Below are 20,060 nucleotides of genomic sequence, written 5' to 3' on the forward strand. Positions count from 1 at the left end.
ATGCCTCTCATGACCGGCCGACCACAGACGCGCAGCCGTCAGGCGGCGACTACGTCGACCGCCTCGGCCGGCGCCTTGATCGTCACTCGTTCCGGCGGCACACCGGTCACTGACACGGAATTGAGCATCGGGCGTACTGGCGTGGGCACAGGCTCGGTGACCGCTGCCGACTGGGCCAGCTCGGCGAGCGCAAGTTCGTCGCTCACTTCTCTCATGAGCTCGGACATCCGTACGTCCAGCGCGTCGCAGATCGCGGAGAGCAGCTCGGAGGAAGCCTCCTTCTGCCCCCGCTCCACCTCGGAGAGATAGCCGAGTGAGACTCGGGCGGACGAGGAGACTTCGCGCAGAGTACGGCCCTGGCGCTGGCGCTGCCGACGCAGCACGTCACCAAGCAGGCGACGGAGCAGAATCATCGGTGGCTCCCTCCTCGGGCCGTGTAGCCGGATCCTTCTCGCCCCACCGTACCGCCTTGCGCCGCGGCCGTGCGGGGAGCGATGTCGTGTTCACTCAGGGCTGCAAACATCAATTCCCCCCGTTCTGTTCCGTATCCTGTGCCCGCTCATTTCCCAACTGTTCGTGCTCGAGCTCCGCCAGGAGAAGCCCGAGCACGCTCCGTACACTCTCCATACGGATTTCCGTCCGGCCGCCGTTCAACCGCAGCGACGCCACTTTCCCGCCACCAAATCGGCCGCCGACCTCCCAGGACGGCCCGTCGACGGCAATGAAAACCGTGCCGACCGGCTGCCCGTCCTGGGTTTCGGGCCCCGCGACACCGGTCGTCGCGAGACCCCAGTCCGCGCCGAGCACCTTACGTACGCCGGCCGCCATCTGGGCCGCGACCTGCGGATCCACCGCCCCGCGCTGTTCCAGCAGGGCGGCGTCGACGCCGAGTACATCCCGCTTCACATCGGTGGCGTACGAGGTCACGGAGCCGCGGAAGGCCTTGGACGCCCCCGGCGCCGCGGTGATCTCCGCTGCCACCAAACCACCCGTCAGCGACTCGGCGACGGCCAGCGTCTCGCCTCTCACTGTCAGTAGTCTCAGCACTTCAGCGGCCTGGGCAGCAATCATTCCGCCTCCTTCGCCGCTGCTTTCCGCTCGGCGAGACCTTGGCGTCGCAGCACAATGGCTTGTCTCACATAGTCGAGCCCGGTCACTACCGTCAGGGCGACCGCCACAGCCATCACCCAGAACCTCAGGGTCGCCAATGGCCCCGTCAGCGACAGGACGTACATCCCGACAGCTGTGCCCTGGGCGAGCGTCTTCATCTTGCCGCCGCGGCTCGCCGGAATGACGCCGTAGCGGATAACCAGGAAACGCAGCAGCGTAATTCCGAGTTCCCGGCCGAGGATGACACCCGTCACCCACCACGGCAGATCGCCGAGCGAGGACAAACAGATCAGGGCTGCCCCCATGATCGCTTTGTCGGCGATCGGGTCGGCGATCTTCCCGAAGTCGGTGACGAGGTTGTACGTCCGCGCAAGGTGGCCGTCGAAGATGTCGGTGATCATGGCAACCGCGAAGGCGGCCCAGGCCCAGGCCCGCCACACGGGGTCGTAGCCGCCCTCGGCGAGCATCAGCGCGACGAAGCCCGGCACGAGCAGGAGGCGGAGCATGGTCAGGAGGTTCGCGACATTCCAGACGCTGGCCTGATTGACGGCCACGGCGCCCAGCTTCCCGCCGCGGGACGACTTCGAGCCCTGAGCACCGGAAGCGCCCGTACCGGAGGCGCTTGCGGCAGCACCACGCGTGCCCGGCGCGCCGGGGCCGCCCGCCGCGGATGCCGGGACTCCCGTCATCTGGCAGCCTCCTCAGGACCTGCGAGCGAGCCCGGGAGGGGCTCGGCCACCAGGTCGACGCCTTCCGTACCGACCACTTTCGCCTCGACCATACGGCCGACCGTCAGGCCTTCGCCGCTCGTGAACAGCACTTGGCCGTCGGTCTCCGGCGCCTGGTGCGCCGCGCGGCCGATCGCGCCCTCGGCGGCGTCGAGCGACTCGACCAGCACTTCCACGGTCTCGCCGACCCGCTCCTCGGCCCGCTGCGAGACCAGCTCCTCCGCGAGCCGCGAGACCCGGGCCAGCCGCTCGGCGACGACGTCCTCGTCCAGCTTGTTCTCGTACGTGGCCGCTTCCGTGCCCTCCTCGTCGGAGTACCCGAAGATGCCGATCGCGTCCAGCCGCGCGCCGTTCAGGAAGCGCTCCAGCTCGGCCAGGTCGTCCGCGCTCTCGCCGGGGAAGCCCACGATGAAGTTGGACCGCACGCCCGCCTGCGGGGCCCGGGTGCGGATCGTGTCGAGCAGTTCCAGGAACCTGTCGGTGTCCCCGAAGCGCCGCATGGCGCGCAGCACGCCGGGAGCGGAGTGCTGGAAGGACAGGTCGAAGTAGGGCGCGATCTTCGGCGTCGAGGTCAGTACGTCGATGAGGCCGGGCCGCATCTCGGCGGGCTGCAGATAGCTGACCCGCACGCGCTCGATCCCGTCGACCTCGGCGAGTTCGGGCAGCAGCGTCTCCAGGAGCCGGATGTCGCCCAGGTCCTTGCCGTACGAGGTGTTGTTCTCGGAGACCAGCATGATCTCCTTGACGCCCTGCTCGGCCAGCCAGCGCGTCTCCCCCAGGACGTCGGACGGCCGCCGCGAGATGAACGAGCCCCGGAAGGACGGGATGGCGCAGAAGGAGCAGCGCCGGTCACAGCCGGAGGCCAGCTTCACCGAGGCGACCGGAGAGCCGTCCAGACGGCGCCGCAGGGGCGCACGGGGGCCCGATGACGGAGCGAGCCCCTCCGGGAGGTCGGCAGGGCCATGCCCGGGCAGCGCGACCTCGGTGGCGGACTCCTGCCGTTCGGCAGGGCTGATCGGCAGCAGCTTGCGGCGGTCCCGCGGGGTGTGCGCGGCGTGGATCCCGCCGTTCAGGATGGTCTGGAGCCGGTCGGAGATGTCCGCGTAGTCGTCGAAGCCCAGCACGCCGTCGGCCTCGGGAAGGGCCTCGGCGAGCTCCTTGCCGTACCGCTCGGCCATACAGCCGACGGCGACGACGGCCTGGGTTCTGCCGTGTCCCTTGAGGTCGTTGGCCTCTAGAAGGGCGTCGACGGAGTCCTTCTTGGCGGCTTCGACGAAGCCGCATGTGTTCACGACGGCGACGTCGGCTTCCTCGGCGTCCTTCACGAGATGCCAGCCGTCCGCCTCCAAGCGGCCTGCGAGCTCCTCCGAGTCCACCTCGTTACGAGCGCAGCCAAGAGTGACGAGTGCGACGGTACGGCGTTCAGGCATGGGCTCAAGACTACTTCGTCCCACTGACAGCCCACGTCGACGGGGTTGGCCGTCCTTGGCCAACCCCGTGCCCGCCTGCCCGAAAAACCCGCTGTCCAGCAACCCCTGAATGCCGTGTGACTCAGCCGACCTCGGGATCGCCCTTCGTGTACGTCAGCCGCTCGACCCCTCCGGGCCGGAACTCGTCGTCGATCTTCTTGCCGTTGACGTACAGCTGAAGCGCACCCGCGTCACCGAGGACAAGGTCGATCTTCTCCTTGTCCTGGAAGGTCTTGGAGTCGCCCTGCTCCAGGAAGCCGTCGAACAGCCGTCGGCCGTTGTGGTCGTGGGCCGAGATCCAGCTGCGGCCGTCGGGGGCGGTCACCTTGACGGTGACCTTGTCCCGCGGCGCGGCCGCGATGGCGCTGTCCGACGGGTCGGGCGTGCGGTCGGGCTTGTCCGGCTTGCGGTCGGGGGACTTGGTGGCGGCTGGATTGGAGCCCTCGGCGGTCTGCGTCTTCGCGTCGGCACCGTCGTCACCGCCGCTGAACAGCGTGAACCCGACGAAACCGATCACGGCGACGATCGCGGCGACCATGGCCGCGGTCCAGTTGGGCCGCTGGCGCTCCGGACGGATGCGTTCGGCCTCGAACAGCGGTGCCGCCGGCGTCGGCGCCGGACGCCCGCCGTGCTCGGCCGCGAACTGCGCGAGCAGCGGATCCGGATCGATGCGCACAGCGCGTGCCAGGGTCCGGATGTGGCCGCGGGCGTAGACATCTCCGCCGCAGGCATCGAAGTTGTCCTGCTCGATCGCCTGCACGATGGCGATGCGGACCCGGGTGGCGTTACTGACATCGTCGACGGTCAGCCCCGCGTCGATACGTGCCTGTCGCAGCGCGCTGCCGATCGAGGGACGGTCTTCTTCTTCGAAGGGACGCTTGTCCTCAGGGAAGTTGTCCTCAGGGGAGTTGCCGATGGACACGGGGGCGCCTTTCGAGCGTGTAGCCACCTGTGCTGGAGGTTCAGTTTATGGGGGGTACGAAAGGGTGGGGCAACCGGGCGGTATGACTTTGTACGCCATCAGAATGGCCGGACATCCTGAGGGTGGGACACGTACCTGTCCCTCCCCTCAACTTGACGTGGGCCGAAGGGAAACGGTTGCTCGCCGCTTCTTTACGGATGAGTCACGTTCGCGCATCGTCGACCCACTCGCACAGGGACCCGGCCCGCACCGATTCCTGACGGTGATTCCTTACGGTTGAGCCTCCCCACGGATCACCGCTAGCACTCCGTCCAGCTCGTCAGGTTTCACAAGAACATCACGAGCCTTGGAACCCTCGCTCGGCCCGACGATGTTGCGGGACTCCATGAGGTCCATCAGCCGCCCAGCCTTGGCGAATCCGACGCGCAGCTTGCGCTGGAGCATCGAGGTGGACCCGAACTGCGTGGAGACGACCAGTTCCGCCGCCTGACAAAGCAGATCGAGGTCGTCGCCGATGTCCTCGTCGATCTCCTTCTTCTGCTTGGTGCCGACCACGACGTCGTCCCTGAAGACCGGCGCCATCTGGTCCTTGCAGTGCTGTACGACCGCCGCGACCTCGTCCTCGGTCACGAAGGCGCCCTGCATACGGATCGGCTTGTTGGCGCCCATCGGCAGGAAGAGCCCGTCGCCCTTGCCGATCAGCTTCTCGGCGCCGGGCTGGTCGAGGATGACGCGGCTGTCGGCGAGCGAGGAGGTGGCGAAGGCGAGCCGGGACGGCACGTTCGCCTTGATCAGACCGGTGACGACATCGACGGAGGGCCGCTGGGTGGCGAGGACGAGGTGGATGCCGGCCGCGCGCGCGAGCTGCGTGATACGCACGATGGCGTCTTCGACGTCCCTGGGGGCGACCATCATCAGGTCCGCGAGCTCGTCGACGATCACCAGGAGGTACGGGTAGGGCTGGAGCTCCCGCTCGCTGCCCTCGGGCAGCTTGACCTTGCCGTTCCTGATGGCCTCGTTGAAGTCGTCGATGTGCCGGAAGCCGAACGCCGCGAGGTCGTCGTAGCGCAGATCCATCTCCCGTACGACCCATTGCAGCGCCTCGGCGGCCCGCTTCGGGTTGGTGATGATCGGCGTGATCAGGTGCGGAATGCCTTCGTACGCGGTGAGTTCGACGCGCTTGGGGTCGACGAGCACCATACGGACGTCCTCGGGGGTCGCCCTGACCATGATCGACGTGATCAGACAGTTGATGCACGACGACTTACCGGAACCGGTCGCTCCGGCCACCAGGACGTGCGGCATCTTCGCGAGGTTGGCCATGACATAGCCGCCCTCGACGTCCTTGCCGAGCGCGACGAGCATCGGATGGTCGTCCTCGGCCGCGTCCGCAAGCCGCAGTACGTCGCCCAGGTTGACCATCTCACGGTCGGTGTTGGGGATCTCGATGCCGACCGCCGACTTGCCGGGGATCGGGCTGATGATCCGCACATCCGGGCTGGCGACGGCGTACGCGATGTTCTTGGTGAGCGCCGTGATGCGCTCGACCTTCACGGCGGGGCCGAGCTCGACCTCGTACCGCGTGACCGTCGGGCCGCGCGTGAAGCCGGTGACGGAGGCATCGACCTTGAACTCGGTGAAGACCGTGGTGAGCGACTCGACGATGGCGTCGTTGGCGGCGCTGCGCGCCTTGCCCGGGCCGCCGCGCTCCAGGAGGTCGAGCGACGGCAGGGAGTACGTGATGTCGCCGGAGAGCTGCAACTGTTCGGCGCGCGGCGGGAGTTCGCGCGGCTCCGCGGGGGGCGCCTTGGTGAGGTCGGCGACCTCGGCCTTCAGCATCTCCTGCTTGGGCTTGCCGCCCTTGCCGGACTTGCTGCGCGCTGCCGGCACCGGCGTTGTCTCCTGGTGCCCACCACCCGTGTCCTCGCGGTCCCCGCGGTCCGCCCCGACGCCCTGCGTCAGATCGGCCACGAGCGCCGAGGGCGGCATCCCGTGCATCACGGCACCGTCGAGCGCCGCTGCGGCCGCCGCGGCCACGTCCACCGCGTCCCTCTGCCGGTCAGCGGCGGGCTGCTGTGCTGCGGGCCGCCTGGAGCGGCTGCGGCGCTTGGAGAGCGCCTCCTGCTCGGCGCTGTCCGGGTCGTACTCCTCGGACGTCCGGGGGGCGGAGCGGCGCTTTCGGGAGCGCGCGGGCAGCGCCTCGCGCCACTGGTCGTCGTAGCGCTCGTCGTCCTCGCTGACGTCGCCCTCGGCCGCCTTCGGCTGTACGAGGCCGAGCTTGGTGCCGAGCAGCCGCAGCCGCTGCGGAATGGCGTTCACGGGCGTCGCCGTGACGACCAGAAGCCCGAAGACCGTGAGCAGCACAAGGAGCGGAACGGCCAGAACCTGACCCATCGCGTACGTCAGCGGCGTCGCCGCGCCCCAGCCGATGAGCCCGCCGGCGTCCCGTATCGCCTGCATGCCGTCGCTGCGCGCGGGCGCCCCGCAGGCGATGTGGACCTGGCCGAGCACGCCGATGACGAGCGCGGACAGGCCGATGACGATGCGTCCGTTGGCCTCGGGCTTCTCGGGGTGCCGGATGAGCCGTACGGCGATCACCGCGAGCAGGAGCGGTACGAGCAGGTCGAGGCGGCCGAAGGCTCCGGTCACCAGCAGCTCGACGAGGTCGCCGACGGGGCCGCGGAGGTTGGACCAGGTGCCCGCGGCCACGATCAGGGCGAGGCCGAGCAGCAGCAGGGCGAGTCCGTCCTTTCGATGCGCCGGGTCGAGCCCCTTCGCGCCCCGCCCTACGCTGCGGAACACGGCGCCGACGGCGTGTGCGACACCGAGCCAGAGGGCGCGTACGAGCCTGAACACGCCCCCGGTGGGATTGGGCGCCGGCTTGGGCGGCGCCTTCTTGGCCGCGGCCTTCTTCGCGGGAGCCTTCTTGGCCGGGGCTTTCTTCGCTGGGGCCTTCTTCGCCGCAGCCTTCTTCGGAGCGGCCGCTTTCTTGGCGGTCGACTTCTTGGCAGCGGGCTGACGTGAGGCCATGAGGGTGAGGTTACCGGGGCAGACCACTGGGGACACGTGTGCCTTGCGCTTCACCCATTCGTGTCGCACCCCAGCGAGGCGTCAAGTTGACGGAGCCTCAACCGCCGTACCGGATCGCCACCGTTGTGCAAACTCAGTTCTGCGAAGGGAGCGAAGCCGCGCCGTTCCCCGAGCCCGGTTCCAGCGCGTCCAGCGCCCTGCGTAGTCCCGTGAGCTTGCGCTCCAGATGCGCCGCGGTCGCGACCGCCGCCGCATCCGCGGAGTCGTCGTCGAGCTGCTTGGACAGCGCCTCGGCCTGCTCCTCCACGGCCGCGAGCCGCGCGGAGAGTTCGGCGAGCAGCCCGGCCGGTTCCTTTGCCTCGGCGGTCTTGCCGCCACCGCCCTCCAACTGGAGCCGCAACAGGGCTGCCTGCTCCCGGAGTTGGCAGTTCTTCATGTAGAGCTCGACGAACACGGAGACCTTCGCCCGCAGCACCCACGGGTCGAACGGCTTGGAGATGTAGTCCACCGCGCCCGCCGCGTATCCCCGGAAGGTGTGGTGCGGACCGTGGTTGATGGCGGTGAGGAAGATGATCGGGATGTCCCGGGTCCTCTCCCGCCGCTTGATGTGCGCGGCGGTCTCGAAACCGTCCATGCCCGGCATCTGGACATCCAGCAGAATGACCGCGAAATCGTCCGTGAGCAGTGCTTTGAGCGCTTCCTCCCCGGACGATGCCCGAACCAGGGTCTGATCGAGCGCAGAGAGGATGGCCTCCAGCGCCAGCAGATTCTCCGGCCGGTCATCGACCAGGAGGATCTTGGCCTTCTGCACCATGGCCCGTCCTCCTCGCCCCGGCAGTGCACCGGGCGCCGCCCCAGGGGACGACTCCCTTACGCCGCCCGTCCTTGTGCCGGTCATGGTAGCCGCACCCCGCCTGTCGCCACACCCTGTCACCGCGATGTCACTGTGCACGTAGCAGAAACGCGGCAGGAGACCAGAAGGTTCCCCGAATCCCGGGTTTCTACACAGGTTCGGGCACGGTCAGTCAGCAGGTCCGCGTGCCCTGGTCCCCCATGTTCGCCGTGCACGTGAACAGGGGGACCCGATCCGGTCATCGCTGGCGCATCCACCGGTCCATCACCTCAAGGAGATGATCGGGATCGACCGGCTTCGTCACATAGTCGGAAGCCCCCGACTCGATCGCCTTCTCGCGGTCGCCCTTCATCGCCTTCGCCGTGAGAGCGATGATCGGCAGGCCGGCGAACTGGGGCATCCGACGGATCGCCGTCGTGGTCGCGTACCCGTCCATCTCGGGCATCATGATGTCCATCAGGACGACCGTGAGGTCGTCGTGCTGCTCCAGGACCTCGATGCCCTCTCGGCCGTTCTCGGCATACAGCACCGACAGTCCGTGCTGCTCCAGGACGCTGGTGAGCGCGAACACATTGCGGATGTCGTCGTCGACGATCAGCACCTTCTCGCCCTCGAAGTGGAAGACGTCCCTCGTCCGGCCGGACGTCTCCTCATCGCGCGTGGTCCAGGGCTCCTGGGCCTGACCCTGCTGCCCCGACAGCGCCTGCCGCTGCCCGGCAGAGGGCACCGACCTGCGGCGCCGCCTGAAGAGCGCGGCCGCCCCGTTCTGAGTCTCCTGGTACGACTTGACCTCGGCGGGCGTCTCCACAGGTGCCCCGTCATCGGCCCCTGGGGGCAGCGCGAGCGCTCCGTTGTCCATCGCCGGTGCCGCGAGCTGCGGGTAGCCCTGGGGCGGCAGTTCGCTCGCGTGCAGCGGCAAATACAGCGTGAACGTGGAGCCCCGTCCCGGCTCGCTCTGGGCGTGGATCTCACCGCCCAGCAGCCGTGCGATCTCCCGCGAGATGGACAGCCCCAGACCCGTACCGCCGTACTTCCTGCTCGTCGTGCCGTCCGCCTGCTTGAACGCCTCGAAGATCACCCGCATTTTGCTGGCCGCGATGCCGATGCCGGTGTCGGTCACGGAGAACGCGATCAGATCGGCGTCCGCGTCCCGCAGCGAGCCCGCCTCCAGGAGCTGCTCCCGGATGGCGACGGGCACGTCCGCGCCGGCTGGCCGGATGACGAGTTCGACCGCTCCGGAGTCGGTGAACTTCACCGCGTTGGACAGCAGGTTGCGCAGCACCTGGAGGAGCCGCTGCTCGTCCGTGTGCAGCGTGGCGGGCAGTTCCGGAGAGACCCGTACGGAGAAATCGAGGCCCTTCTCTGCCGTCAGCGGACGGAAAGTGGCCTCTACGTAGTCGACGAGTTGGACCAGCGCGATACGCGTCGGCGATACGTCCATCTTGCCCGCCTCGACCTTGGACAGGTCGAGGATGTCATTGATCAACTGGAGCAGGTCGGAGCCAGCTCCGTGGATCGTCTCGGCGAACTCGACCTGCTTCGGGGTGAGGTTGGAGTCCGCGTTGTCGGCGAGCAGCTTGGCGAGGATGAGCAGCGAGTTGAGCGGCGTACGCAGCTCATGCGACATGTTGGCGAGGAATTCGCTCTTGTAGCGCATGGAGACCGCGAGTTGCTCGGCGCGCTCCTCCAGGACCTGCCGCGCCTCCTCGATCTCGGTGTTCTTGACCTCGATGTCGCGGTTCTGCCGGGCCAGCAGCTCGGCCTTCTCCTCCAGTTCGGCGTTGGACGCCTGGAGGGCCTTCTGCCGGTTCTCCAACTCGGCCGACCGCTCCCTGAGTTGCTCGGTCAGCTCCTGCGACTGCTTGAGCAACACCTCGGTCTTGGTGTTGACGGCGATCGTGTTGACGCTCGTCGCGATCATCTCGGCGATCTGGTTGAGGAAGTCCTTCTGGATCTGTGTGAACGGCTGGAACGACGCCAGCTCGATCACTCCCAGAACGGTCCCTTCGAAGAGCACCGGCAGCACGATGACATGCGCCGGAGGTGCCTCACCGAGCCCGGAGGCGATCTTCAGGTACCCGGGCGGCACATTGTCGACGAGGATCGTCCGCCTCTCCTTGGCAGCCGTCCCGATCAGCGTCTCTCCGGGCCGGAACGACGTCGGCATGGACCCCATGGAGTAGCCGTAGTGCCCGAGCATGCGCAGTTCGTACGAGTCGTCGCCCGCGGCGCCCACGTCCTTGCCGTCGTCCAGCGGCATCGCCAGGAAGAACGCACCGTGCTGCGCCGAGACCACCGGAGTCAGCTCGCTCATGATGAGCGAGGCCACGTCGGCGAGGTCGCGGCGGCCCTGCATCAGACCGGAGATACGGGCCAGGTTGCCCTTCAGCCAGTCCTGTTCCTCGTTGGCGATGGTGGTGTCGCGCAGGTTGGCGATCATCTTGTTGATGTAGTCCTGAAGTTCCTGGATCTCGCCGGAGGCGTCCACGTCGATCTTCAGGTTGAGGTCGCCACGGGTCACCGCGGTCGCCACGCGCGCGATGGCCCGTACCTGCCGGGTCAGGTTCCCGGCCATCTCGTTCACCGACTCGGTCAGGTCGCGCCAGGTGCCGTCGACGTCGCGTACGCGCGCCTGACCGCCCAACTGCCCCTCGGTGCCCACCTCGCGGGCGACGCGGGTGACCTCTTCTGCGAAGGACGAGAGCTGGTCGACCATCGTGTTGATGGTGGTCTTGAGTTCCAGGATCTCGCCGCGCGCGTCGATGTCGATCTTCTTGGTCAGGTCGCCCTTGGCGATGGCCGTGGTGACCATCGCGATGTTGCGCACCTGCCCCGTCAGGTTGGACGCCATGCCGTTCACGGACTCGGTGAGGTCCTTCCACGTGCCGGCGACGCCCGGGACGTGCGCCTGACCGCCCAGGATGCCGTCCGTGCCCACCTCACGGGCCACCCGCGTCACCTGGTCCGCGAACGAACTCAGCGTCCGCACCATCGTGTTCACCGTGTCCGCGAGCTGAGCGACCTCGCCGCTCGCCTCGACGGTGACCTTCTTGGTGAGGTCGCCGTTGGCCACCGCCGTCGCAACCTGCGAGATGTTCCGCACCTGGTTGGTGAGGTTGGCCGCCATCACGTTGACGTTGTCGCTCAGGTCCTTCCAGATACCCGTGACGCCCGGCACCCGCGCCTGTCCGCCGAGATTGCCGTCCGTGCCCACCTCGCGGGCCACCCGGGTCACCTGCTCGGCGAAGTTGGACAGCTGGTCCACCATCGTGTTCACGGTGGTCACCAGGGCGAGGATCTCGCCCTTCGCGTCGACGGTGATCTTCTTGGAGAGGTCGCCGTTGGCGACCGCCGTGGTCACCTCGGCGATGTTCCGCACCTGAATGGTGAGGTTGTTCGCCATGAAGTTGACGGACTGCGTGAGGTCCTTCCAGGTCCCGGAGACACCCTGTACCTCGGCCTGACCGCCGAGGATGCCCTCCGTGCCCACCTCACGGGCCACCCGCGTCACCTGCTCGGCGAAGTTCGAGAGCTGGTCCACCATCGTGTTGAGGGTGTTCTTCAGCTCCAGGATCTCCCCGCGCGCATCCACATCGATCTTCTGCGACAGGTCACCCCGCGCCACCGCCGTCGCGACCTGGGCGATATTGCGGACCTGGGCGGTGAGGTTGCCGGCCATACCGTTCACGGAGTCGGTCAGGTCGCGCCACACACCGGCGACGCCGGGCACCTGCGCCTGACCGCCCAGCCGGCCCTCCGTACCCACCTCGCGGGCCACCCGGGTCACCTGGTCGGCGAACGCGGAGAGCTGGTCCACCATCGTGTTGAGGGTGTTCTTCAGCTCCAGGATCTCCCCGCGCGCATCCACATCGATCTTCTGCGACAGGTCACCGCGCGCCACCGCCGTCGTCACCTGAGCGATCTGCCTCACCTGCGAGGTGAGGTTGCCCGCCATGAAGTTGACGGAGTCCGTGAGTTCCTTCCACGTGCCGGAGACGCCGTCCACGCGGGCCTGGCCGCCCAGCCGACCCTCGGTGCCCACGTCCCGGGCCACACGCGTGACCTCGGCGCCGAACGCGGAGAGCTGGTCCACCATCGTGTTCACGGTGTTCTTCAGCTGGAGCATCTCGCCGGAGACGTCCACCGTGACCTTCTGCGACAGGTCGCCGTTGGCCACCGCCGTCGTCACCTGCGCAATGTTCCTCACCTGTCCGGTGAGATTCCGGAACGCCGTGTTGACGGAGTCCGTCAGGTCCTTCCACGTACCGGCCGCGCCCGGCACCGCCGCCTGACCGCCCAGCTCACCCTCGACGCCGATCTCCCGCGCCACTCGCGTCACTTCGGCACCGAAGGACGACAACTGGTCGACCATCGTGTTGACGGTGTTCTTCAGCTCCAGCATCTCGCCGGCGACCTCGACGCTGACCTTCTGCGACAGGTCACCGTTGGCCACGGCCGTCGTCACCGCGGCGATGTCCCGCACCTGAGTTGTGAGGTTCCGGAAGACCGTGTTCACCGAGTCGGTGAGGTCCTTCCACGTTCCCGCCGCACCCGGCACATTCGCCTGCCCGCCGAGCCGCCCCTCACCGCCGACCTCGTTGGCGACACGCGTGACCTCATCCGCGAACGTACGCAGCGTCTCGGTCATCTGGTTGATCGTCTCGGCGAGCTGCGCCATCTCACCGCGCGCCGAAACCGTCACCTTCTGCGACAGGTCACCGTTGGCGACCGCCGTCGTCACCTGCGCGATCCCGCGGACCTGGGCCGTCAGATTGCCGGCCATAAGATTCACCGAATCGGTGAGGTCCTTCCACACACCGGCCACACCGGGCACCTGCGCCTGCCCGCCGAGCTCGCCCTCCGTGCCGACCTCACGCGCGACTCGCGTCACCTCGGAGGAGAACGAGGACAGCTGGTCGACCATCGTGTTGACGGTGTTCTTGAGCTCCAGCATCTCGCCGGCCACATGAACCGTGACCTTCCGGGACAAGTCCCCCTTGGCGACCGCCGTCGTCACCAGCGCGATGTCACGCACCTGAGCCGTCAGCCGGTACGCCATCGTGTTGACCGAATCCGTGAGGTCCTTCCACGAACCGGACATCCCGCGCACCTTGGCCTGCCCGCCCAGCTTGCCCTCCGTGCCGACCTCACTGGCCACACGCGTGACCTCGTCGGTGAAGATGGACAGCTGGTCGACCAGGTTGTTGACCGTGCGCCCGACCTTCAGAAACTCCCCGCGCAGCGGATGCCCACTGCCGTCCGGGGCCTGCGTCCGCAGTTCCATACGCGGCGACAGATCACCGTCGGCCACCGCGGACAGCACCCGGCCGACCTCGGAGACGGGGCGTACGAGGTCGTCGACCAGCGCGTTGGACGCGTCGATCGCCGAGGCCCAGGAGCCCTCGCAGACGCCCGCCTCCAGGCGCTCCGTGAGCTTTCCCTCACGGCCGACCATGCGCCGTACGCGCGACAGTTCGCCCGTCAGATGCAGATTACGGTCGGCAACCTCATTGAAGACCGCCGCGATTTCGGACATAACGCCGTCGCCGGACACGGTCAGCCGCTTACGGAAGTTCCCGTCCCGCATCGACTCCAGAGCCGCGAGCAGTCTGTTCAGCGCAGCGGTGTCCACCTCGGTGGTTCCGTTGCGCGGTTTGCGCTGGTTACTCAGGGACTGTCCGCCTTTCGCGCGCGCTTTGTTGCCCCGCGTCGCTGCGCCAGACTCCACTGTGTCCCTCCCGCAAGGGTCGACCACTACTGCTCGGGGTGTTCGGGTAGTGCACTGCGTGTTTGCACCATCTCTTGAAGCTTGCCCAGTGTTTCACCGTGCCTGAACCAGGCCATAACAGTTCGGCAGCTTCGCACATGGTCCGCACACACCCTCCCGGACGGAAACACTGTGGTGACCGGCATCCGCATGGACGGCGAAGGTAAGTAACCTTGCATGCGGCTGTCCAGCCACGCCGGTCCGACCGGCCTGGGCGGTGGCACGAGCACGAGCGGGCAGGCATCGGAGGGGCGGCCTCACCATGACCACCGGAGTGCATCCTGGGGGACAGCCACAGGATCCCGGACAGACAGGCAACGGCAACCTGCCGCGGCAGGGGCGAGTCGGCCACGAGGCCCTGCCCGAAGAGACCCGGACAAGGAGTGCTGTGATCACCGCTCGCGCGGCCGCCAGCTTCGACCCCGTCGGACGGTCCGTCGCAACCGCTCGGTCCTTTGTCCGTGACACCCTCCAGGGCTGGGGTTTCGGTGACATCGTCGACGACGCCGTGGTCCTCACCAGCGAACTCGTCACCAACGCCGTCGTACATGCGGGCACGTCCGCCGATGTCCTGTGCCTGCGCACCGAGGACGGCGTACGCATCGAAGTAGCGGACCGCTACCCGGAGCGGGAGATTCCACTCCAGGCGACGGCCGTCAACATGGGCAGCCCCGACCGCGAGGGCGGCCGCGGCCTCCAATTGTGCGCCGCCCTGGCCGCCGGCTGGGGAGTCGAGTACACGCCCACCCACAAGCAGGTCTGGTTCCAACTCGACCTCCCGGACCGCCCCGTGGGCACCCGCGCCGCCGGCCCCGCGCTCCCGGCCGACCTCCTGCCCCTCGCCGACGGCCGCGTACGCGTCGCCGTCGTCCAGATCGACCGCACCGGCGCCATCTCCGCCTGGAGCGAAGACGCGGAGGAGCTCTTCGGGTACGCCGCCGAGCAGGTCATCGGCAAGCCGCTCACCGACCTCGCGGCCTGGCCGCACACCCCCGGCACCAGCACCGGCATCGCCGAGGCACTCCAGCTCTCGCGCTGGGAGGGCAGCTACGGCATCCGCGACGCCAACGGCCGCGTGACACCCGTGTACGCCTCGCATCTGCGCGTCCGCGACACCGGCGGCGAGCCCTCCACGGTCTGTCTCCTCGTACGGGATCACGAGCGCGCCGTCCTTCAGACTCCCCTGCGCGTACCCTCCGCCGACTCGGCGACACTCTCCGAAGGCGGCCAGGCAACCGACCCCTTCGAGGTGTTCATCGGCTCCCCGGCCCCGGACGACCTCGACGGCCTCCTCCAGCGCACCGTGGAGCGCGCCCGCGACATGCTCGACGGCGACTCCGCCTTCCTCCTCCTGGCCACCGACGACGAGACCGAGCTGGAGGTACGCGCCTCCACCGGGCTCCCCTCCGCCCGCCAGCGCTTCGCTCGCGTCCCCGTGGAGGCGGGCCCCGGCCGGTACGGCTCGGCCAGGATGCCGGCCGTCCACGACGACCTCACGGCCGTTCCTGGCGCCGTCCCGCTGCTGAGCGGCACGGGCATGCGTTCCGTCGTCACGGTCCCGCTGAAGGTCGAGGGCCGCCTCACGGGCTCGCTCGGCGTCGCGGCCGAGTCCCCCGCGCGGTATTCGAACGAAGAGGCCCTGCGTCTCCAGTTCGCCGCCGACCGCATCGCGCTCGCCGTCGAATCGGCCCGCCTGGGCGAGCTGGAGCGCCTGCGCCGCGGCTCCCTGTCCTTCCTCGTAGAGGCCTCCGATCTCCTCGCGGGCACCCTGGACCGCGATCAGACGCTGGCCCTCATGGCACAGATGACGGTCCCGACCCTGGCCACCTGGTGTGCCGTCTACACGATTGCCGACCAGGCCTCGGACCCGTATCTCTCGTACGTCCTGCATGAGGACGAGGAGCGCATCGACGGCCTCAAGGCACTCCTCTCCAAGATCTCCCCGCCGGACCCGGTCCCGACCCCGGGCGCCCGCGTCTGGTCGGCCCCCGCCGAGGCGGCCCACGAGGCGGCCCTGCGCACCTCCATGCGCAGCCTTGGCCGCGGAGAGCCCGCGACGGTCAGCTCCGGCATCGGCACGACCCTCGCCACGGCCTCGGCAGTGGGCGGCGAAACGGTCGTACTCCCCCTGGTGGCCCGCAACCGCGTCATCGGCATGCTGACGCTCGGCAAGCCGACCGACGAACACTTCCGCCAGGAGATCCTGGAACTCGCCGAGGACCTCTCCCGAAGGGCCGCCCTGGCTCTGGACAACGCCCGTCTGTACTCCGAGCGCATGGCCATCAGCCAGTCCCTCCAGCGCAGCCTCCTGCCGCCCGAACTCCCGGTCATCGAGGGCGTGGAGGTCGAGGTCATCTACCGCGCGGCGGGCGAGGGCAACGAAGTCGGCGGTGACTTCTACGATGTCTTCCCGATCCGCGACGGCGCGTACGGCTTCGCCATCGGCGATGTCTGCGGTACGGGCCCGGAGGCGGCCGCGGTCACAGGCCTCGCCCGCCACGCCCTCCGTCTCCTCGCCCGCGAGGGCTTCGGCGGCCCGGCCGTCCTGGAGCGCCTCAACTCCGCCATCCTCGACGAGGGAGCCCGCAGCCGCTTCCTGACGCTCCTGTACGGCGAGCTGTGGCCCCAGGACGACGGCAGCGCCGTACTGAAGATCGTCTGCGCCGGCCATCCGCTCCCCCTGCGCCTGCGCCAGGACGGCACAGTCGAACCGGCCGCCGAACCGCAGCCCCTCCTCGGCGTCATGGACGATCTCGAACTGTACGAGCAGACGGTGACGCTCGATCCCGGCGACGTCCTCCTGTGCGTGACGGACGGCGTCACCGAACGCCGCGAAGGCACCCGCATGTTGGGCGACGACGGCCTCACGGACGTCCTCACCACCTGCACGGGCCTGACCGCCGGCGCGGTCGCCGCCCGCATCATGCGCGCGGTAGAACGCTTCGCCTCCGACGCCCCGTCAGACGACATGGCCATCCTGGCCATGCGCGTTCCGGGCCTCCACAAGGACTGATCAAGTCCTGGTATACGGCATACGAAAAAGGCCTCCGCCCGAATCGGACGGAGGCCTTTGCTGTCAGAGCCCCCAAACGGAATCGAACCGTTGACCTTCTCCTTACCATGGAGACGCTCTACCGACTGAGCTATAGGGGCCCGTCACGCGTTCGGATTTTCCGCGCGGCGACGGCATAGATCATACCCCGAACAGCAGAGTGCTCCCAACCGTGTTCGACTCCCTGCTCGACTAGAAAGCAGGCTGCAGCAACCCACCGAGCGCATTGCAAGCCGACACAATCCGATGCATCTCACGCCTCGTCAAAGCAGCGTCCACGGGCAGCGCCAGCGTCTCGTCGGAGGCGCGCTCGGTCTCCGGCAGATACACGTCCCGCCGGAACCCCGGCATGCGGTGCACAGGAGTCTTCACCGGAACCCAGCACTCAACTCCCCTGGCCCGCACGGCCCGTGCGAAGGCGTCCCGGTCCGGCCGCCCATTGCCCGGCACCCGCACGACGTACTGTTGATACGTATGCCCGATGCCGCCCTCGGGCGTCCGCACCCCGCTCAACCGCCTGTCCAGATACGCGGCATGAGCCCTGCGCTGCCCGACCTCGTCGTACGGCGCCTTCGACTCGCTCTGCTCCAGCACCAGGAGACCGTGCCGCTGCCCAATCCGCCGCAGCCCCGCGAGATCAGCAGACCGACCGAAGCGATGTACGGCGACGACGGCCACCGTCCGCGGTCCGACGACGGCATCTACGGCTGCGGCATCGAGGCAGTACGTGGCCGGGTCGATGTCGGCGAACACCGGCATCGCACCGGTCAGGCTCACGGCCTCGGCGACCTCGACGTTCCCGAACGCCGGCACGATGACCTCGTCACCAAGTCCGACGCCCGCGGCCCTGAGCATTCCCACAGTCCCCATGCTCGGGATGCTTATCTCGCAACGTGAACACGAAGTAACGCACAACAAAAAAGAGCTGGTCCCCAAACCGAAGTTCGGGGACCAGCTCTTTCAATATTTGTTCGGCGGTGTCCTACTCTCCCACAGGGTCCCCCCTGCAGTACCATCGGCGCTGTAAGGCTTAGCTTCCGGGTTCGGAATGTAACCGGGCGTTTCCCTCACGCTATGACCACCGAAACACTATGAAACACACAACCGGCAACCGTCCTGTGGCCCAGGACAGGGGTTGTTCGTGGTTTCAGAACCAACACAGTGGACGCGAGCATCTGAGGACAAGCCCTCGGCCTATTAGTACCAGTCACCTCCACCCGTTACCGGGCTTCCAGATCTGGCCTATCAACCCAGTAGTCTCCTGGGAGCCTTAACCCCTCTAGGGGGTGGGAGTCCTCATCTCGAAGCAGGCTTCCCGCTTAGATGCTTTCAGCGGTTATCCCTCCCGAACGTAGCCAACCAGCCATGCCCTTGGCAGAACAACTGGCACACCAGAGGTTCGTCCGTCCCGGTCCTCTCGTACTAGGGACAGCCCTTCTCAAGACTCCTACGCGCACAGCGGATAGGGACCGAACTGTCTCACGACGTTCTAAACCCAGCTCGCGTACCGCTTTAATGGGCGAACAGCCCAACCCTTGGGACCGACTCCAGCCCCAGGATGCGACGAGCCGACATCGAGGTGCCAAACCATCCCGTCGATATGGACTCTTGGGGAAGATCAGCCTGTTATCCCCGGGGTACCTTTTATCCGTTGAGCGACGGCGCTTCCACAAGCCACCGCCGGATCACTAGTCCCGACTTTCGTCCCTGCTCGACCCGTCGGTCTCACAGTCAAGCTCCCTTGTGCACTTACACTCACCACCTGATTGCCAACCAGGCTGAGGGAACCTTTGGGCGCCTCCGTTACTCTTTAGGAGGCAACCGCCCCAGTTAAACTACCCATCAGACACTGTCCCCGATCCGGATCACGGACCCGGGTTAGACATCCAGCACGACCAGACTGGTATTTCAACGACGACTCCCCCACCACTGGCGTGGCAAGTTCACAGTCTCCCAGCTATCCTACACAAGCCGAACCGAACACCAATATCAAACTGTAGTAAAGGTCCCGGGGTCTTTCCGTCCTGCTGCGCGAAACGAGCATCTTTACTCGTAGTGCAATTTCACCGGGCCTATGGTTGAGACAGTCGAGAAGTCGTTACGCCATTCGTGCAGGTCGGAACTTACCCGACAAGGAATTTCGCTACCTTAGGATGGTTATAGTTACCACCGCCGTTTACTGGCGCTTAAGTTCTCAGCTTCGCCTAGTCGAAACTAGACTAACCGGTCCCCTTAACGTTCCAGCACCGGGCAGGCGTCAGTCCGTATACCTCGCCTTACGGCTTCGCACGGACCTGTGTTTTTAGTAAACAGTCGCTTCTCGCTGGTCTCTGCGGCCACCCCCAGCTCACCGTGTAAAACGGATCACCAAGAATGGCCCCCCTTCTCCCGAAGTTACGGGGGCATTTTGCCGAGTTCCTTAACCATAGTTCACCCGAACGCCTCGGTATTCTCTACCTGACCACCTGAGTCGGTTTAGGGTACGGGCCGCCATAAAACTCGCTAGAGGCTTTTCTCGACAGCATAGGATCATCCACTTCACCACAATCGGCTCGGCATCAGGTCTCAGACTCAATGGTGCGCGGATTTGCCTGCACACCGTCCTACACCCTTACCCCGGGACAACCACCGCCCGGGCTGGACTACCTTCCTGCGTCACCCCATCACTCACCTACTACCAGATCGGGTCACCGGCTCCACCACTCCCCTCAACTCCGAAGAGATCAGGGCGGCTTCACGGGCTTAGCATCACTGGATTCGATGTTTGACGCTTCACAGCGGGTACCGGAATATCAACCGGTTCTCCATCGACTACGCCTGTCGGCCTCGCCTTAGGTCCCGACTTACCCTGGGCAGATCAGCTTGACCCAGGAACCCTTAGTCAATCGGCGCACACGTTTCCCACGTGTGAATCGCTACTCATGCCTGCATTCTCACTCGTGAACCGTCCACAACTCGCTTCCGCGGCTGCTTCACCCGGCACACGACGCTCCCCTACCCATCACAGCGGGCGTTGGCCCTCATGCTGCAATGACACGACTTCGGCGGTACGCTTGAGCCCCGCTACATTGTCGGCGCGGAATCACTTGACCAGTGAGCTATTACGCACTCTTTCAAGGGTGGCTGCTT

Annotated in this window: 10 protein-coding genes, 1 tRNA gene and 2 rRNA genes (1 of these 13 only partly in view); 1 reads left to right on the plus strand and 12 read right to left on the minus strand. The window is 67.1% G+C overall.

Going from position 1 to position 20,060, the window contains the following annotated elements; translation table 11 throughout:
- Nucleotides 1-38: 38 nt before the first annotated feature.
- The 8 genes from ACQEVY_RS12505 to ACQEVY_RS12540 form a co-directional block, all read right to left on the minus strand.
- The gene (locus ACQEVY_RS12505; RefSeq protein ID WP_119106308.1) at nt 39-413 is read right to left on the minus strand and encodes a helix-turn-helix domain-containing protein; all 375 of its coding nucleotides are present in this window, start codon (nt 411-413) and stop codon (nt 39-41) included.
- A 109-nt stretch (nt 414-522) separates the two neighbouring features.
- Nucleotides 523-1,071 carry a CinA family protein gene (locus tag ACQEVY_RS12510; protein ID WP_432947823.1) on the minus strand — a complete coding sequence of 183 codons (549 nt, stop codon included), beginning with the start codon at nt 1,069-1,071 and terminating at the stop codon, nt 523-525.
- Nucleotides 1,068-1,799, minus strand: a complete 732-nt coding sequence (gene pgsA, locus ACQEVY_RS12515; protein WP_432947825.1) for a CDP-diacylglycerol--glycerol-3-phosphate 3-phosphatidyltransferase — start codon at nt 1,797-1,799, stop codon at nt 1,068-1,070. The genes ACQEVY_RS12510 and pgsA overlap by 4 nt, the downstream gene beginning before the upstream one ends.
- Nucleotides 1,796-3,268 (minus strand): 30S ribosomal protein S12 methylthiotransferase RimO, encoded by a 1,473-nt coding sequence (gene rimO / locus ACQEVY_RS12520; RefSeq protein WP_432947827.1) that lies wholly within the window; start codon nt 3,266-3,268, stop codon nt 1,796-1,798. Before rimO ends, pgsA begins: the two co-directional genes overlap by 4 nt.
- A 121-nt stretch (nt 3,269-3,389) precedes the next feature.
- The gene (locus ACQEVY_RS12525; protein WP_432947829.1) at nt 3,390-4,229 is read right to left on the minus strand and encodes a helix-turn-helix domain-containing protein; all 840 of its coding nucleotides are present in this window, start codon (nt 4,227-4,229) and stop codon (nt 3,390-3,392) included.
- 270 nt (nt 4,230-4,499) lie between these two features.
- Nucleotides 4,500-7,259 carry a DNA translocase FtsK gene (locus ACQEVY_RS12530; RefSeq protein WP_432947831.1) on the minus strand — a complete coding sequence of 920 codons (2,760 nt, stop codon included), beginning with the start codon at nt 7,257-7,259 and terminating at the stop codon, nt 4,500-4,502.
- Nucleotides 7,260-7,392: 133 nt separating this feature from the next.
- Nucleotides 7,393-8,073, minus strand: a complete 681-nt coding sequence (locus ACQEVY_RS12535; RefSeq protein ID WP_328768256.1) for a response regulator — start codon at nt 8,071-8,073, stop codon at nt 7,393-7,395.
- Nucleotides 8,074-8,350: 277 nt separating this feature from the next.
- A complete protein-coding gene (locus ACQEVY_RS12540; RefSeq protein ID WP_432947834.1) occupies nt 8,351-13,840 on the minus strand; it encodes a HAMP domain-containing protein in 5,490 nt (1,829 codons plus the stop codon).
- 301 nt (nt 13,841-14,141) lie between these two features.
- Between ACQEVY_RS12540 and ACQEVY_RS12545 the strand changes: the two genes are divergently transcribed.
- Nucleotides 14,142-16,892: a SpoIIE family protein phosphatase gene (locus tag ACQEVY_RS12545; RefSeq protein ID WP_432947836.1), complete on the plus strand. Its 2,751-nt coding sequence runs from the start codon at nt 14,142-14,144 to the stop codon at nt 16,890-16,892.
- A 67-nt stretch (nt 16,893-16,959) separates the two neighbouring features.
- On the opposite strand, the gene ACQEVY_RS12550 is transcribed toward ACQEVY_RS12545, so the two are convergent.
- From ACQEVY_RS12550 to ACQEVY_RS12565, 4 genes are all read right to left on the minus strand, one after another.
- Nucleotides 16,960-17,032: transfer RNA gene (locus ACQEVY_RS12550), tRNA-Thr, on the minus strand.
- A gap of 91 nt (nt 17,033-17,123) precedes the next feature.
- Nucleotides 17,124-17,786, minus strand: a complete 663-nt coding sequence (locus ACQEVY_RS12555; protein WP_432955188.1) for a DegT/DnrJ/EryC1/StrS family aminotransferase — start codon at nt 17,784-17,786, stop codon at nt 17,124-17,126.
- A gap of 114 nt (nt 17,787-17,900) precedes the next feature.
- Nucleotides 17,901-18,017: ribosomal RNA gene (gene rrf, locus ACQEVY_RS12560) — 5S ribosomal RNA — on the minus strand.
- A gap of 91 nt (nt 18,018-18,108) precedes the next feature.
- Nucleotides 18,109-20,060 (minus strand): 23S ribosomal RNA (locus tag ACQEVY_RS12565); it runs 1,172 nt beyond the window's last position.

It is taken from the genome of Streptomyces sp. CA-288835, from assembly GCF_050936385.1.
In the GTDB taxonomy this organism is placed as follows: domain Bacteria; phylum Actinomycetota; class Actinomycetes; order Streptomycetales; family Streptomycetaceae; genus Streptomyces.

Coding starts and splice junctions, on each gene's coding strand:
- ACQEVY_RS12505 (WP_119106308.1), bottom strand. CDS start 413: ATGATTCTGCTCCGTCGCCTGCTTGGTGACGTGCTGCGTCGGCAGCGC.
- ACQEVY_RS12510 (WP_432947823.1), bottom strand. CDS start 1,071: ATGATTGCTGCCCAGGCCGCTGAAGTGCTGAGACTACTGACAGTGAGA.
- pgsA (WP_432947825.1), bottom strand. CDS start 1,799: ATGACGGGAGTCCCGGCATCCGCGGCGGGCGGCCCCGGCGCGCCGGGC.
- rimO (WP_432947827.1), bottom strand. CDS start 3,268: ATGCCTGAACGCCGTACCGTCGCACTCGTCACTCTTGGCTGCGCTCGT.
- ACQEVY_RS12530 (WP_432947831.1), bottom strand. CDS start 7,259: ATGGCCTCACGTCAGCCCGCTGCCAAGAAGTCGACCGCCAAGAAAGCG.
- ACQEVY_RS12535 (WP_328768256.1), bottom strand. CDS start 8,073: ATGGTGCAGAAGGCCAAGATCCTCCTGGTCGATGACCGGCCGGAGAAT.
- ACQEVY_RS12545 (WP_432947836.1), top strand. CDS start 14,142: ATGACCACCGGAGTGCATCCTGGGGGACAGCCACAGGATCCCGGACAG.
- ACQEVY_RS12555 (WP_432955188.1), bottom strand. CDS start 17,786: ATGCTCAGGGCCGCGGGCGTCGGACTTGGTGACGAGGTCATCGTGCCG.